This is a genomic window from Niveibacterium microcysteis (genome assembly GCF_017161445.1).
GTDB lineage: Bacteria > Pseudomonadota > Gammaproteobacteria > Burkholderiales > Rhodocyclaceae > Niveibacterium > Niveibacterium microcysteis.
On record NZ_CP071060.1, the window covers coordinates 3,524,693 to 3,538,164 of the forward strand.

Annotated in this window: 18 protein-coding genes; 12 read left to right on the forward strand and 6 right to left on the reverse strand. The window is 66.0% G+C overall.

Features of this window, described 5'->3' with window-relative positions; all coding sequences use genetic code 11:
* The first annotated feature begins 35 nt into the window (after positions 1–35).
* The 4 genes from JY500_RS16020 to JY500_RS16035 all read left to right on the forward strand — a co-directional run bounded on the left by JY500_RS16020 (position 36) and on the right by JY500_RS16035 (position 2,616).
* Positions 36–437, forward strand: a complete 402-nt coding sequence (locus tag JY500_RS16020) for a hypothetical protein (RefSeq protein WP_206253791.1) — start codon at positions 36–38, stop codon at positions 435–437.
* Positions 438–526: 89 nt separating this feature from the next.
* Complete coding sequence (locus tag JY500_RS16025; protein WP_172197189.1) at positions 527–1,003, forward strand: cache domain-containing protein; 477 nt, start codon at positions 527–529, stop codon at positions 1,001–1,003.
* Positions 1,004–1,147: 144 nt separating this feature from the next.
* On the forward strand, positions 1,148–1,738 hold the full coding sequence (locus tag JY500_RS16030) for an RluA family pseudouridine synthase (RefSeq protein ID WP_206256515.1): 591 nt from the start codon (positions 1,148–1,150) through the stop codon (positions 1,736–1,738).
* On the forward strand, positions 1,738–2,616 hold the full coding sequence (locus JY500_RS16035) for a Rossmann-like and DUF2520 domain-containing protein (protein ID WP_206253792.1): 879 nt from the start codon (positions 1,738–1,740) through the stop codon (positions 2,614–2,616). The genes JY500_RS16030 and JY500_RS16035 overlap by 1 nt, the downstream gene beginning before the upstream one ends.
* Here JY500_RS16035 and JY500_RS16040 read toward each other — a convergent pair.
* Positions 2,564–3,460, reverse strand: coding sequence for an EamA family transporter (locus JY500_RS16040; protein WP_206253793.1), 897 nt, complete (start codon positions 3,458–3,460; stop codon positions 2,564–2,566). The two genes, JY500_RS16035 and JY500_RS16040, sit on opposite strands and share 53 nt — an antisense overlap.
* Before the next feature lie 124 nt (positions 3,461–3,584).
* Here JY500_RS16040 and JY500_RS16045 point away from each other — a divergent pair, with 124 nt between their 5' ends.
* Positions 3,585–4,154, forward strand: coding sequence for a flavin reductase family protein (locus JY500_RS16045; protein ID WP_206253794.1), 570 nt, complete (start codon positions 3,585–3,587; stop codon positions 4,152–4,154).
* On the opposite strand, the gene JY500_RS16050 is transcribed toward JY500_RS16045, so the two are convergent.
* Complete coding sequence (locus tag JY500_RS16050) at positions 4,151–4,918, reverse strand: N-acetylmuramoyl-L-alanine amidase (RefSeq protein WP_206253795.1); 768 nt, start codon at positions 4,916–4,918, stop codon at positions 4,151–4,153. The genes JY500_RS16045 and JY500_RS16050 overlap by 4 nt on opposite strands.
* A 154-nt stretch (positions 4,919–5,072) precedes the next feature.
* Here JY500_RS16050 and scpB point away from each other — a divergent pair, with 154 nt between their 5' ends.
* The 3 genes from scpB to JY500_RS16065 all read left to right on the forward strand — a co-directional run bounded on the left by scpB (position 5,073) and on the right by JY500_RS16065 (position 7,091).
* Positions 5,073–5,852, forward strand: a complete 780-nt coding sequence (gene scpB, locus JY500_RS16055; protein WP_172197177.1) for a methylmalonyl-CoA decarboxylase — start codon at positions 5,073–5,075, stop codon at positions 5,850–5,852.
* Positions 5,853–5,947: 95 nt separating this feature from the next.
* Entirely contained in the window at positions 5,948–6,646 is a 699-nt protein-coding gene (locus tag JY500_RS16060; RefSeq protein ID WP_206253796.1) for a class I SAM-dependent DNA methyltransferase, read from the forward strand.
* Positions 6,647–6,845: 199 nt separating this feature from the next.
* On the forward strand, positions 6,846–7,091 hold the full coding sequence (locus JY500_RS16065; protein WP_172197171.1) for a hypothetical protein: 246 nt from the start codon (positions 6,846–6,848) through the stop codon (positions 7,089–7,091).
* Between the two features lie 65 nt (positions 7,092–7,156).
* Here JY500_RS16065 and JY500_RS16070 read toward each other — a convergent pair whose 3' ends face one another.
* On the reverse strand, positions 7,157–7,447 hold the full coding sequence (locus tag JY500_RS16070; protein ID WP_206253797.1) for an STAS domain-containing protein: 291 nt from the start codon (positions 7,445–7,447) through the stop codon (positions 7,157–7,159).
* Between the two features lie 521 nt (positions 7,448–7,968).
* On the opposite strand from JY500_RS16070, the gene JY500_RS16075 reads away from it, so the two are divergent.
* Complete coding sequence (locus JY500_RS16075) at positions 7,969–8,169, forward strand: DUF3079 domain-containing protein (protein WP_206253798.1); 201 nt, start codon at positions 7,969–7,971, stop codon at positions 8,167–8,169.
* A gap of 22 nt (positions 8,170–8,191) precedes the next feature.
* On the opposite strand, the gene JY500_RS16080 is transcribed toward JY500_RS16075, so the two are convergent.
* Positions 8,192–9,118 carry a LysR family transcriptional regulator gene (locus tag JY500_RS16080; RefSeq protein WP_172197162.1) on the reverse strand — a complete coding sequence of 309 codons (927 nt, stop codon included), beginning with the start codon at positions 9,116–9,118 and terminating at the stop codon, positions 8,192–8,194.
* Between the two features lie 91 nt (positions 9,119–9,209).
* On the opposite strand from JY500_RS16080, the gene JY500_RS16085 reads away from it, so the two are divergent.
* The 3 genes from JY500_RS16085 to JY500_RS16095 are packed head-to-tail and all read left to right on the forward strand — an operon-like array spanning position 9,210 to position 11,670.
* Positions 9,210–9,962 carry an electron transfer flavoprotein subunit beta/FixA family protein gene (locus tag JY500_RS16085; protein ID WP_206253799.1) on the forward strand — a complete coding sequence of 251 codons (753 nt, stop codon included), beginning with the start codon at positions 9,210–9,212 and terminating at the stop codon, positions 9,960–9,962.
* Entirely contained in the window at positions 9,959–10,897 is a 939-nt protein-coding gene (locus JY500_RS16090; protein ID WP_206253800.1) for an electron transfer flavoprotein subunit alpha/FixB family protein, read from the forward strand. The genes JY500_RS16085 and JY500_RS16090 overlap by 4 nt, the downstream gene beginning before the upstream one ends.
* Positions 10,894–11,670: a ferredoxin--NADP reductase gene (locus JY500_RS16095; protein ID WP_206253801.1), complete on the forward strand. Its 777-nt coding sequence runs from the start codon at positions 10,894–10,896 to the stop codon at positions 11,668–11,670. Before JY500_RS16090 ends, JY500_RS16095 begins: the two co-directional genes overlap by 4 nt.
* A 25-nt stretch (positions 11,671–11,695) precedes the next feature.
* On the opposite strand, the gene JY500_RS16100 is transcribed toward JY500_RS16095, so the two are convergent.
* The gene (locus JY500_RS16100; protein ID WP_206253802.1) at positions 11,696–12,442 is read right to left on the reverse strand and encodes a 2OG-Fe dioxygenase family protein; all 747 of its coding nucleotides are present in this window, start codon (positions 12,440–12,442) and stop codon (positions 11,696–11,698) included.
* Positions 12,443–12,475: 33 nt separating this feature from the next.
* The gene (locus JY500_RS16105) at positions 12,476–13,435 is read right to left on the reverse strand and encodes a VTT domain-containing protein (protein WP_172197147.1); all 960 of its coding nucleotides are present in this window, start codon (positions 13,433–13,435) and stop codon (positions 12,476–12,478) included.
* Between the last annotated feature and the right edge of the window lie 37 nt (positions 13,436–13,472).

Here is a 13,472-nt window from a genome sequence, read left to right on the forward strand (position 1 = left end):
GACTGCGCCCTTAAAACTATTCCAAAGGCATAACCATGACCGAGGCAATGCAGGCCCAGGTGGAGACAAACTTCATCGAGGGCATCGACCATCTGCTGGCTCAGATGGAAGAAGTCGTTCAACCCACCCCCCACGCTGCCGACGGCGCACCGCAGGTGTTGCCCCCTGGCGCCACTCATCTGTCGCAACACCGCGTACGCGGCCGGATCAGCGGCTGGTGGCTGACCACCGAAGAACGCAATGTGCAAATGACCGACGCCGCTGGCGTGATCGGTGCGGTGCTGCGAAGCCACCGCGGCAGCACGACCCCCATCGTCGCCTACGATCCGCTGAGCAAACGCATCGAGACGGAATCGGGCAGCATCTACGAGCTGGGCATGCCCGACACCGCCTTCGCGGCGCGCGGTCGCCATGTGCTGCGCAAACTGGGGTTCTGACACAACGATACGCTACGCATTTCCCCGGAACGGCCGTTAACGCGGCAGAGCCCAGCGGGCTCCGCACAACGTTCCACAAAGGAGGGGAAATGAAGATCTTTCGCAACATCCTGATCGCAGGCCTGGTCGCCCTCACGGCCAATACCGCAGCGATTGCAGAGGAGAAGGCCAGTCGCGAGGAGGCAAAAGCCCTCGTCGACAAGGCGCTGGCCCACATCAAAAGTGCCGGACCGGACGCCGCCTTCACCGACTTCAGCACGCCTGGCAGCAAGCCTTGGCACGATCGCGACCTCTACCTCTTCGCGTACGACTTCACCGGCAAGAACATCGCCCACGGCGCGAACCCGAAGCTTCGCAACACCAACCTGATTGACCTGAAGACCGCTGACGGCAAGATGCTGATCCGCGACATGGTCGAAATGACCCGCAGCAAGGGCGAAGGCTGGATCGACTACGACTGGCCGCACCCGCAGACCAAGGCGCTTGAGAAGAAGAGCGCGTACGTGAAACGCATCCCCGGTATGGACGCCTTCATTGGTAGCGGCATCTACAACCTGGGCAAGTAAGGCCAAGACGGCGGCGCCGGCCGCGCCGCCGCAACTGCGGTAGAGTCCGGGTCTCGCCCGCACGCCACCGCTCTTGTGTCGCATCAGATTCCGTATCACCCACCGCCGCACTGCGGCCTCGACATCGTCTTCGCCGACGACACGATGATCGTGCTGAACAAGCCTGCGGGCCTGCTCTCGGTGCCGGGACGCGGCGACGCGATGCAGGACAGCCTGGCGAGCCGCGTGCAGGCAGCGTATCCGGAAGCCCTCATCGTGCATCGGCTGGATCTCGCCACTTCAGGCCTGATCGTGATGGCGCGCGGCGCCGCACACCACCGCACGCTAAGCCTAGCTTTCCAGGGGCGCGCGGTGGAAAAGCGCTACATCGCCGTCGTGGCCGGTGACCCCGACGCGGAAGCCGGTTCGGTCGACCTGCCCTTGATCTGCGACTGGCCAAATCGGCCGCGCCAGAAAGTGGACCACGCGCTTGGCAAGCCCTCACTGACCCGCTGGCGGGTGCTTGCGCGCGAAGGCGGCCGCTCGCGACTGGAGCTCGAACCGGTGACCGGACGATCTCACCAGTTGCGGGTTCATCTGGCCGAAATCGGTCACGCAATCCTCGGCGATCCGCTTTACGCCCTGCCCGCCGATCGCGACGCGGCGCCGCGCCTGTTGCTGCACGCCGCCGCGCTCAGCCTGCCGCACCCGACAAGCGGGGAGCGGCTCAACTTGCGCAGCGAGGCGCCCTTCTGATGCCAGACACCCCGCCGGACTTCAACCTCGTCGGTTGCGGGCGCCTGGGCCGCAGCATCACTCGGCTGCTGCACACACATGGGCTGGTGCGTGTTGCCCAACTGATTGACTGTGCCGAAGAACCCGCCCGTGCGACGCAAGCGTTCGTCGGCGCTGGCGAGCCCGTCGCTTTCAAATCGCTGCGCCCCGCCGCGATCACGCTGATCGCTACGCCGGACGACGCCATCGCGCAGGTCGCGGCAGCGCTCGCTTGCCAGATGCCGCCAGGCAGCATCGTGTTTCACTGCAGCGGCGCCTTGCCCAGCAGCGCACTCACGCCACTGCGTGAAGCCGGCTGCGCCATCGCAAGCCTGCACCCGTTGCGAAGCTTCGCCAGCCCGGACCAAGCCGTTGCAGACTTCGCGGGCACCGCCTGCGGCTGCGAGGGCGACGAAGCCGCGCTGGCCGTGCTCGGCCCGATGTTCGACGCCATCGGCGCACGGCGCTTTGCGATCGACCCCGCCGGAAAGTTGCTCTATCACGCCGGCGCCGTACTCGCCTGTAACCACCTTGTCGCGCTGATGGAGGCGGCGCTGCGCAGCATGGAAGCGGCCGGCGTGCCGCGCGACGCGGCGTGGCCTGCTTTACGTCCGTTGATCGAAGGCACCTTTGCGAACCTCGATCGCGTCGGGCCGCGTGCCGCCTTGACCGGCCCGGTTGCGCGCGACGACCGCGATACCGTGCTGGCGGAATGGGCCGCCACTGCGGCGGTCGACGCTCCGCTGGGCGACGTGTATCGGGCGCTGTCGCGCATGGCACTGACGCTCACGCCGCCCGGTGGCCGCCTCAGCCCGGACGACCTCGAAGCAGCTGCAGCAGACGATCGCCGAACAGGTTGATCGCCAGTCCGGTCATCACCAACGCAGCCGCCAGGAGTTTCCAGGCCGGCAACGTTTCGCCGGCGAGCAAGCTCGCCGCCCCCATGCCGAACACGGGAACCAACAGGGCACTGGGCGTGACCACCGCGGCCGGATGGCGCGCCAGCAGCCAGTTCCACACGCCGTAGCCAAACAGCGTATTGCCGACCGCCTGCCACAGCACCGCAGCCCACGCCACCCAGGAGGCCTCGGTCAAGGCTTGCGACATCAACGCCGGCCCCTCGACCGCAGCGCTCAGCGCAAACAGCGGCGGCACCGCGAACAGGCTGGACCACGCCATGAACGCGAGCACATCGACGCGGCCAACGCTGCGCGCGACGGTGTTGGCACCCGCCCAGCCGAGCGCCGCACCCAATACCAGCGCCAGCCCGGTGGCGGTTACCGCCGCCCCCGGCACGCCGGTGACATGCACCGCGATCACCGCGATGCCGGCCAGCGCGAGGGCGAGCGCAACGCCCTGCTCGCGCCGCAAGCGCTCGCCGCGTTGCCAACGCGCAAGGCCGATCGTGAAGAAGACCTGCGACTGGATTACCAGTGACGCCAAGCCCGGCGAAATGTCGTGCTGCATCGCGAGGAACAGCAGACCGAACTGCCCCACACCTAGCAGTACGCCAAAGGCTGCCAGCTTGCTCCACGGCACCGCGGGGCGCTTGAGCAGGAACACCAGCGGCACCGCAGAGAGCAGAAACCGCATCGCAGCAAACAGAAAGGGCGGCAACTCGTGCAGCCCGAGCTTGATCACGACGAAATTGGTGCCCCACACGAACACCACGGCAAGGGCGAGCAACAGGTGAGAGGCCGGCATCGGTTACACCGCAAAGAAGGTCGCCCACAGTCTAGGCGCCCGCATCGCGCCAAGAATGTCGGCGGTGTATCAGTCGCCGCCCGTGATCCGCGACAATGGCGATTTAGCCGCGTAAGCAGCCACCATGATCATCCCTGTCGATCTCGCCAAAGCCTACCGAATGCTCAACCACGGCCCGGTCACGCTCGTCAGCAGCGCGCACGGCGATCAGCGCAACGTGATGGCGGCGGCCTGGGCGATGCCGCTGGACTTCTCGCCGCCCAAGGTGGCCGTCGTGATCGACAAGCAGACCTTCACCCGAGGCCTCGTCGAAGCCTCTGGCGAGTTCGTGCTGAATATCCCTGCGCGCGGCATCGCTGCACAGGTGATTGCCGCGGGCGGCCACAGCGGGCGCGATGGCGACAAGTTCGACGCACTCGGTTTGGCCACGCTGCCATCCGCCGTGGTTGCAGCACCTCGCGTGGCCGGTTGCGTGGGCTGGCTTGAATGCCGCGTGATTCGCGAACCGCACAATGAGCAGGCTTATGACCTCTTCCTCGGCGAAGTCGTCGCCGCCTCGGCGGATGCGCGCGTATTCCGCGACGGCCACTGGCTGTTCGACGAGGCCACCGATCCGAACCTGCGCACGTTGCACTACGTGGCGGGCGGGCAGTTCTACGCTACCGGCGACTCGCTTCAGGTGGCCAGCGACTAAGGCGCGCCCGCTGCCCGCGCTGCGGCGGCGACGCAAGCAACATGGGCCGGATCGAGTTCGGCCAGCCCCCCTAGCCGGCCACCGTAATGCAGCCCGAAGGACCACGCGGCCGCGTCGGGCGCGCCGAGGTCGTAACCGATCGCCTGCAAGCCCAACGCCACATCGAAACCGGCAGCCGGCTCGGGATACGGCGCATCGCACCACAGGCCGAATCCGCGCTGAGCCATGTCACTCCAAGGGAACAGCGCGGAGGGGTCGACCTTGCGACCGGGGGCGACGTCCGCATGGCCAACAAAGGCCAGTGCAGTGAGTTGGTGACGTGCGCGCAGATCCGCCAGCAAGCGATACAGCGCCGCCATCAGTGCCTCGCCGTAGGGCTCGACGCCATCGTTGTCGAGTTCGATGCCGATCGATGCCGAGTTCACGTCGTTGATCGACCCCCAGCGTGAGCGACCGGCATGCCACGCACGCTCGCCCTCCTCCACCAGTTGCACGATGCGGCCCTCACGCGTGATGAGGTAGTGCGCACTCACCTCGGACAAGGGGTTCGTCAGCGTTCGCAGCGCCGGTAGCGCGCTGCCATTGGAGGTGTGGTGGATCACGACGAGGCTGACCCGCCGCGCGCCGTAATTGGGCGACGGGCGGACCTCGTCAGCCAGCGGGCCCGCCTTGAACGCGGGCGTGCAGGCAACAAGCGCCCCCGCGACAAGCGGTGCCGCAAGCCAGGTGCGCCAAGCGTGGATTCGATCAATGCACAGGTTCATCGGGCGAATGGTGCGACAAGCCAACGCCGCGGCCAAGTACGCGGCCAACGTCGAGGCGCACCAGGGGCTTGCGTTGGGTCAGTACCCCTGCATGGCAGCACGCCGATCCTAGGGGGCATTCGTCGCCACGACGCGCACGCCATCGGAGCCCCGCATGCCTCTCATCGAAACCGAATTCGCCGATTCGATCGGCACGCTGGTGATGAACCATGTCGAAAAGCGCAATGCGCTGAGCATGGAACTGATCGACGAAATGCTCGGCGCGATCGAGCACTTCAATGCCAGCGGCGCCCGCGTGATCATCTTGCGCGCGCCTGCGGGCTGCCGCGTCTGGTCAGCCGGGCACGACGTCAGCGAATTGCCGGACCGCGGGCGTGACCCGCTCGGCTGGGGCGATCCGCTGCGCGTGGTGATCCGCGCGATACAGGAATCGCCCGCGCCGGTGATCGCCCACATCGAAGGCTCGGTTTGGGGTGGCGGCTGCGAAGTCGCGCTCGCCTGCGACATCCTGGTCGCCACGACCGAAGCGAGTTTCGCGATTACCCCGGCCAAGCTTGGCGTGCCCTACAACCTTGGCGGCGTGCTGACGCTGATGAACATGGTGCCGCACCCGGTACTACGCGAGATGCTGTTCACCGCACGGCCGATCCCGGCGCGCCAGGCCTTCAACCTCGGCATGATCAACGCGATCTGCGACGCCGCCGAAATCGACGCCCGTGTCGCCGACATGGCCCGCGCTATCGCAGCGAATTCACCGCTGTCGATCGCCGCCATGAAGGAAGAAATCCGCCTGCTCGCCGGCGCCCACTCGATCTCGCCCGAACTCTTCGAACGGGTGCAGGCCCTGCGGCGTACCGTCTACGACAGCCACGACTACCAGGAGGGCCTGGACGCCTTCCGCGAAAAGCGCAAGCCGGTCTTTGTCGGCAAGTAGCGCGACGAACGCGGCACTGCCTCCCCGTGCGGTGGCGGATTGGTGCGCGCCAATCCGCCCGCTACCATGAGTGCTGAGCGGGCAGCGGTGTCCGCATGTTCGCGATCGGATGGGCGATGCCAGCGTCGGATGTGTGCCGGGAGTCGGTTGAAACCTTCAACAAGCTGGCGGACCGCTACGCGGCCAAGTACTTCGCGCTGACGCAGTACGACCGCTACTACGCGATGCTGGCGGATCGCATGCCCACGGGCGGCTCGGTCATCGATATCGCGTGCGGCCCGGGCAACGTCGCCGCCCATCTGAAGCGCGTGCGCCCGGATCTGTCGCTGGTCGGTATCGACATGGCGCCCAGGATGATCGACGAAGCCAGACGGCGTGTGCCTGACGTCGCATTCCACGTCGCTGACTGTCGCGAAATCACAGGCGTCGGTTGCGGATTCCACGGCGCAGCGTTCGCGTTTGGCCTGAGCTACCTGCCCGATGCGGACGCGCGCCGATTCTTTGCCGCGCTGCGCCGCGTGTTGGCTGACGATGCATTTCTGCTTCTAACCAGCGTGACCGGCCCGGAAGGCGCTGCGCGCTACGAGCAATCAAGCAGCGGCGACCGGGTCTTCATGTTCTATCGATCACCGGACGCCATTGTTGAGCTTGTCGAAAGCCACGGTTTCTCGGTCGAGTTCTGCGAACAGATGCCGAGTCCAAGCAATGCGAGCTTCGCGACCACCGATCTGGCTATCCTGGCGAAACGCGTCCCCGCGTCGGCCGCATCGACATCCGACGATGAGGCGGGCTAAAGGCGCGGCCTGCTCCGGTGCCGCTGCGGGCCTGGGCGGCCGACATCGAACTCGTGGCAAACGTGACTCCACCGAGGTCGTCATACAATCAGCAAACGCCAACACGCGGCCATGCACTTCGCGTTCGGCCAAACCACACGCGCCGCAAGCGTACGCAAAACGGCGCAGTCGCGCTGCCACTTCAAAGACTCGGACCCCCATGAACCGCAAACAACTCACCCGCGTCGCCATCGCCTATTCCTTGGCCGTTGCGAGCGCGCTGCTGATGCTTGCGCTGAACGTTGGCGGCATGCTCCCGGGCCTGATCCTGTGCGCCGTCGTGATCGGTGTGTTGCACCTGTGCTTCACTGCATTTGAGTTCAGCGACATCTTCGGCAACAGCGGCCGGCGCGAGGTGATACCGCCGGAGCCGGACTACGTCAGCAAGCGCTCGATGCCGGACTGACTGCCCGAAGCCCAACGCACCAGCGCGGGCATCATTGCCCGTTCTCACGCTGCGCCATCCGGGCTTCAACGGATCTCGAATAGCTTCTCGAAGTTGGCAATGTGGAGTACCTGGAGCACATGGCCGACAGCGCCGGATATCGCGACGCGTTTTCCGCGCTCAAGTGCGCGTGAGCGCGCGACCAACAACATCCCAAGCGCCGCGCTATCGATGTAGCTGACGTCGGCGAGATTAATGACAATCTCCGGCACCTCGGGCAGCAGCGCATTGCCCAGCGCCGCCGAAAACTCGCGATGCATCTGAAAAACGAAATTCCCCTTCAGGCAAATCGTCGCAGCGCCTTCTGAATTAACCATGATGCTGTTGCGGCATTAACTGCGCGCCCTCATTCTCATTTGCACGGGCAGACGAACGACATGTCCGTGCTGCATTTCCCCCTCGGTTTTATTTGCCTTTATCGGCACTCATGTTAGGCCGATTCGGATCGGCGAATACGGGCCAGGCCTGCGCGCGTTGTTACGCATTGCAAATTTCTTGACCCCTGCAAAGGCGCCCCGCCACGCCGGCGATTGATCATTGCCGCCATAACACCGCGCCAATCGAGCTCTTACGCGGCTTTCAGGCCAAAGCAGAGCGATTTGAATTGTCGCGATTAACCGCCTTAGGTAAATGGTTATTCGGTCGCACCGCAAATACCCACAGCAAAGAAGTGGGAATAGAGAGGCGGGCCGTTATTGCCCAGACAACCATTGCATGAGGGCATTTCCATGCGGCGAGCAACGGTCGCAAAAACGATTGCAATTGAGCGGCCATTAGCGCGGCCGGCCAGTCCGGCGATTGGATTTGGCTATTCGCCAACCCTTCTCAGGTATTCCCGATGGCCAAACGCTTCCCGCTTCATCCGAAACACCCCGAGCGCATCTGTTGGGGTTGCGACCACTACTGCCCGACGGACTCGTTGGGTTGCGGCAACGGGTCGGAGCGGACGCCTCATCCAATCGAATTCTTCGGCCCCGATTGGTACAAGGATGATCCGGAATTTTTCGCGGCAGCCGAACAGAGCGCCACGCCGGGCTGAAAAGCCGGTCGCCCGGTCAGCGTCAGGGCACAGGGGAAAGATGAATGTCGTCGGTGGAGGTTGCGCCGGCGGTCGAAGCGCGGATGTGGTCGATCAGGCTCGCGAGCCCGCCGCTGATGTACTTGTGGCGATGCCGCACCAGATAGAAGGCGCGACCGAGATCGAGGTTACGCACCTGCAGCGGGACCAGACTGCCACGGCGGAAGGCGTCGCGCAGCGCGAGCCGGGAAATACAGCCGAGCCCAAGGCCCGCCTCCACCGCGCGTTTGATCGCCTCGGTGTGCTCCAACTCCAGGCGCACCTTCAGGCGCTGGCGGTCCTCCCCAAACGCGTGCTCCACGGTGCCACGGGTGCCCGACCCAGGCTCGCGCAGAATCCAGTCCTGCGCCAGCACCTGGTCGCGGGTCAGGCTGCCCTTACCGGCCAGCGGGTGACTGGGTGCCGCGAAGACCACCAGCTCATCCCGCAACCACGGCTCGGCAATCACATCCGGATGCTGCAGATCGCCTTCGACCAGCCCCAGATCCAGTTCGAAGCGTGCCACCGAGGACACAATGGCGGTGGAGTTATGCACCGCCAACTGCACCCGCGACTCCGGATGCCGCTGCAGGAAGTCCGCCACGAACAACGTGGCAAGGTAATTGCCGATTGTCAGGCTCGCCCCCAAGCGCAGCGGCCCGACCGCGGTGTGCGCGCTGAGCGACTCTTCGAGCTCATGCGCGCGGTCGAGGATCTGCGTCGCGCGAGGCAGAAGCCACTGGCCGGTGTCGTTCAATCGCAAGCTCTTGCCAACGCGATCGAACAGCACCTGCGAGTAGGCGCGTTCGAGCTCGGCAAGTGCCGTGCTGGTCGCCGACTGCGAGAGCGCCAGCCGCTCCGCGGCGCGACTGGCGGAACCGGTCTGCGCGACCGCCACGAAGATCTCGAGTTGCCTCAGCGTGAATCTCATATCTATTTCTTAGATAAGCGTCGTCATCACAATCCGCTTCGTAGATTACCAGCTCTTGCCTAGAATGCCCCGCCAAACAGAAGGGTCATTCATGCGAATCATCGTTTCAATCAAGCGGGTGGTGGATCACAACGTCCAAGTGCGCCCGCGCAGCGACGGCAGCGATATCGACACCACCGGCGTTCGGATGGTCATCAACCCGTTCGACGAAAACGCGCTTGAAGAAGCGGTGCGGCTGCGCGAGCGCGGCATTGCGTCGGAAGTCGTCGTCGTGTCCTTCGGTGACGCAACCGTGCAGGAATCGCTGCGCCAGGCGATCGCGCTCGGCGCGAACCGCGCGATCTGGGGCCAGGCGCCGGCTGCGCTCGATCAGCTCGCGGTCGCCAAACTGCTGCGCCATGTCGCGCAGCGCGAAGAGGCCTCGCTGGTGATGCTGGGCAAGCAGGCGATCGACGAGGATGCCGGGCAAACCGCGCAGATGCTCGCCGCGCTGCTCGATTGGCCGCAGGCGGTTGCTGTGTCCGAACTCGCCGTCGATGGCGACACGCTGCACGTCACGCGCGAGGTGGACGGCGGCAGCGAATCGCTCGAAATCCGACTGCCCGCCGTGGTGTCGGCAGACCTGCGCCTCAACGCACCGCGCTTCGTGAAGCTGCCGGACCTGATGAAGGCCAAGCGCCAGACGATCGAGACGCTCGACTGCGCTGCGCTGGGCATCGACCTCACGCCGCGCGTGCAGCGTGCGCGCGTCGAAACCCCGCCGCCGCGCCCGGCTGGCCAGCGCGTCGGTTCGGTCGCCGAACTGATTGAGAAACTCCGCAACGATGCACAGGTGATCGCATGAGCGTCCTCGTCCTCGCCGATATCGCCGCCACCGGCGTCGCCCTCGCCACACGCCAGGCTGTTCGCGCCGCGCAGCACTGGGGCCTGCCGGTCGACCTGCTGGTGCTTGGCAGCACAGAGGCCGCCGCCCACGCGCAGATCGCCGGCGTGCGCCGCGTGCTGCATGCCGATGCGCCGCGGTTCGCGCAGCCGCAGGCAGAAGATGTCGCTCGCCTGCTGAATAGCCTCGCCGGCGACTACACGGTGATCCTCGCCGCGCACGGCAGCCTTGCCCGCAATGCGTTGCCGCGCGTCGCTGCGTTGCACGACGTCGGCATGATCAGCGAAGCGGTCGCCCTGCTCGGCCCGAACAGCTATCAGCGCCCGATCTACGCCGGCAACCTGCTCGCCACGGTCGATAACCGCCCCGGCCTGCAGATCCTGACGGTGCGGGCCTCGCGCTTCGAGGCCGCCGCGCAGGGCGGGCAGGCTGAATGTGTTGCGATCACCGCACCGGCCGCCGACGGCCGCAGTCGCGTCACCGGGCAGAAGACGGCCGGCGGTGAGCGGCCTGAACTGGGCAGCGCGCGCGTCGTGGTCTCCGGCGGGCGTTCGCTGGGCAGCGCCGAGCGCTTCCACGCCTGCCTCGCACCACTCGCCGACCGCCTCGGCGCTGCGATCGGCGCGACGCGGGCCGCCGTCGATTCCGGCTACGCGCCGAACGAATGGCAAGTCGGCCAGACCGGCACCGTCGTCGCGCCGGATCTCTACATTGCAGTGGGCCTTTCGGGCGCGCTGCAGCACACCGCGGGCATCAAGGATAGCCGGGTGATCGTTGCGATCAACCAGGACCCCGAAGCCCCGATCATGCAACTGGCGGACTACTCGCTGGTTGCCGACCTCTTCGATGCCGTACCGGAACTGGTGCGCCATCTGCACACGGAAGCCACCGCATGAGCAAGCTCGCCACCGAAACCGTGATCGACGTCCACCACTGGAACGACACGCTGTTCAGCTTCAAGACCACGCGCGACCCCGGCCTGCGCTTTGCCAACGGCCAGTTCGTGATGATCGGCCTGCAGGACGAAAACCGCCCGCTGCTGCGCGCCTACAGCATCGCCAGCGCCAACCACGAAGAGCACCTGGAGTTCTTCAGCATCAAGGTGCCGAACGGCCCGCTCACCTCGCGGCTGCAACACCTGAAGCCGGGCGACGAGATCCTCGTCAGCCGCAAGCCGACCGGCACGCTGATCATCGACGACCTGCTACCCGGCCGTAACCTCTTCCTGCTCAGCACCGGTACCGGACTCGCGCCCTTCCTCAGCATCATCAAGGACCCGGAAACCTACGAGCGCTTCGACAAGGTGGTGGTTACGCACGGCGTGCGCAGCGTCAGCGAACTTGCCTATGCCGAACAGATCCAGCGCGAGTTGCCGGAACACGAGTTCCTTGGCGACTACATTCGCGACCAGTTGCTGTACTACCCCACGGTGACGCGTGAGCCCTTCCGCAACCAGGGCCGCCTGACGACGCTGATCGAATCCGGCAAGCTGTGCGCCGACCTCGGCCTGCCGCAGATCGATCCGGCGCACGACCGCGCGATGCTGTGCGGCAGCCCGGCAATGCTCAAGGAGCTATCGGACATGCTCGACGCACGCGGTTTCAAGGTCTCGCCGAATATCGGCACGCCGGGCGACTACGTGATCGAGCGCGCCTTCGTCGAGAAGTAAGCCGGCCCGCGCGCCGGGCCAACGCTCACGCGTTGCCCGGCCCCTGGAAGCCACCGCGGCGGAAGGTGAGCACCAGCGTATCGCGGTGGCCGCCTTGGGCCAGCGGTTGAATCGGCGTCGATTCGTGGATCACCCGTGCGTCATCCAGCAGCAGGGTCGTCCACGGCTCGGTCATCGTGAAGCGCATGCCCTGCGGGCCATCGGCCTCGAACACGCGCGTTTCGCCGCCCTTGATGCCCTCACGCCCGACCAGCAGTACTGCCACGTAATCGACGCCGTCGCGGTGCGCGCCCTCGGGCGTCGGGCGGCCGATGCCGTCGGTGGTGTCGATGCGGAACTGGTGCGCCTCGATGAACCATTGCGGCACGCCCGCAAAGCGCCCCAGCCACTGCCCCAGACCGCACAGCAAGGCCTGCCAATCCGGCGATGCGAGCGTCGCGGTCTCGACGGGTTCGAACCAGCGCTCCAAACCGCCGTGCAACGCGTTGTAGGCCACCGGCTGCCAGTGCGCGCGGTGCGGGGTTTGCGTCAGCTCGCCGCTTGCAATGTCGAGCACGAAGCAGGCGTGGCGGCGAAAGCGATAACGGCCGCCGTCGCGCAGGAAGGTATCGGGCGGCAGGTTGTTCCAGCCGGGCTGAAGCGCGGCAAGACCGGCCGCAGTCGCGCCACTCAAAGCGGTCAAACCGGCCGCATCCAGCGCAACAAAGCCTTGCGTGCGGAGCGCGGCATCGAGCTGCTCAGGCGCCGTGATGGGCGGAGGTAGTGGCTTCATCGCGCTCAGTGAGAATCAGAAAGGGCCGCCAGTCTAGCCGGCGACCGGGTCGCCTCGGAAACGCCGGCCACCTTGCGCGGCCAGATACGCGCGCCACGCCTCGTAGCCCCCGCTGAGTGGGCGAACATTGCGATAGCCGAGCGCCTGAATTTCCTTGGCGGCATAGACGGCACCGGCGTCTTCCGGACAGGCACACAGCGTGACGACCAGCGCATCGAGTGGCCAGCCCTGCACCGCACGGTCAAGCGCCTCGTAGTCAGCCACGGTGAAACCGTCGAGCTCGCCCCCTTCGGCACGCAGCGTGGCGCCGCGCAGGTCGATCAGGCGCACGGGCTGCCCGGCGGCAAGGGCTTCGCCCAGCGCTTTCGGCGATATGTGCGGCATGCGCGCCATCTGCTCGAAACGCTGCCGCAGCCAGAACTTCCACGCAAACCACAAAGCCACCACAGCGAGCAGGATCAAAAGCGCATTCACGCCGTAGCGCAAGGCAAGCTCAATCAGCAGCGCGATCTCGTCGCGCAGCAGCGAGCCAGCCGCCAGAGCGAGCCCAGCCCACAAGGCAGCTCCGATCGCTGCAGCGGACAGGAAGGCGGGGAGCGGCATGCGCAATGCGCCGGCAATCGGCGGCGCGACGGTCGAGAACCCGGGCACGAACTTGGCGATCACGAGCGACCAAAGCCCCCAACGCAGGAAGCGGCTTTCCGTCTGGCTGACGCAGGAGGCCGGATTGATCGACAGGCGGCACAGGCCATTGAGCACGCGGTAGCCAAACGCGCGGCCGGCGAAGTACCAGACCGCATCGGCCAGCACCGACGCGAGCACCGCGGCCACGAGCATCCAGGCCAGCGCCGGCGCGCCGAAAGCCAGGCTGCCCGCGGCGATCAGCGTCGGCACCGCCGGCACCGGCAGGCCCAGCTGTTGCAGCAGCACATTGATGAAGACCAGCAGCGCGCCATCCTGCTGCAAGGCGCGTGCGATATCGGCGTTATCCATCTGACAATGATCGGGGCGCCAGCCCCGAATTTCCAGT

Bases quoted from the DNA above. Each gene is read 5' to 3' on its own strand.
- JY500_RS16020 (WP_206253791.1), top strand. From the start codon at position 36: ATGACCGAGGCAATGCAGGCCCAGGTGGAGACAAACTTCATCGAGGGC.
- JY500_RS16025 (WP_172197189.1), top strand. From the start codon at position 527: ATGAAGATCTTTCGCAACATCCTGATCGCAGGCCTGGTCGCCCTCACG.
- JY500_RS16030 (WP_206256515.1), top strand. From the start codon at position 1,148: ATGATCGTGCTGAACAAGCCTGCGGGCCTGCTCTCGGTGCCGGGACGC.
- JY500_RS16035 (WP_206253792.1), top strand. From the start codon at position 1,738: ATGCCAGACACCCCGCCGGACTTCAACCTCGTCGGTTGCGGGCGCCTG.
- JY500_RS16040 (WP_206253793.1), bottom strand. From the start codon at position 3,460: ATGCCGGCCTCTCACCTGTTGCTCGCCCTTGCCGTGGTGTTCGTGTGG.
- JY500_RS16045 (WP_206253794.1), top strand. From the start codon at position 3,585: ATGATCATCCCTGTCGATCTCGCCAAAGCCTACCGAATGCTCAACCAC.
- JY500_RS16050 (WP_206253795.1), bottom strand. From the start codon at position 4,918: ATGAACCTGTGCATTGATCGAATCCACGCTTGGCGCACCTGGCTTGCG.
- scpB (WP_172197177.1), top strand. From the start codon at position 5,073: ATGCCTCTCATCGAAACCGAATTCGCCGATTCGATCGGCACGCTGGTG.
- JY500_RS16060 (WP_206253796.1), top strand. From the start codon at position 5,948: ATGTTCGCGATCGGATGGGCGATGCCAGCGTCGGATGTGTGCCGGGAG.
- JY500_RS16065 (WP_172197171.1), top strand. From the start codon at position 6,846: ATGAACCGCAAACAACTCACCCGCGTCGCCATCGCCTATTCCTTGGCC.
- JY500_RS16070 (WP_206253797.1), bottom strand. From the start codon at position 7,447: ATGGTTAATTCAGAAGGCGCTGCGACGATTTGCCTGAAGGGGAATTTC.
- JY500_RS16075 (WP_206253798.1), top strand. From the start codon at position 7,969: ATGGCCAAACGCTTCCCGCTTCATCCGAAACACCCCGAGCGCATCTGT.
- JY500_RS16080 (WP_172197162.1), bottom strand. From the start codon at position 9,118: ATGAGATTCACGCTGAGGCAACTCGAGATCTTCGTGGCGGTCGCGCAG.
- JY500_RS16085 (WP_206253799.1), top strand. From the start codon at position 9,210: ATGCGAATCATCGTTTCAATCAAGCGGGTGGTGGATCACAACGTCCAA.
- JY500_RS16090 (WP_206253800.1), top strand. From the start codon at position 9,959: ATGAGCGTCCTCGTCCTCGCCGATATCGCCGCCACCGGCGTCGCCCTC.
- JY500_RS16095 (WP_206253801.1), top strand. From the start codon at position 10,894: ATGAGCAAGCTCGCCACCGAAACCGTGATCGACGTCCACCACTGGAAC.
- JY500_RS16100 (WP_206253802.1), bottom strand. From the start codon at position 12,442: ATGAAGCCACTACCTCCGCCCATCACGGCGCCTGAGCAGCTCGATGCC.
- JY500_RS16105 (WP_172197147.1), bottom strand. From the start codon at position 13,435: ATGGATAACGCCGATATCGCACGCGCCTTGCAGCAGGATGGCGCGCTG.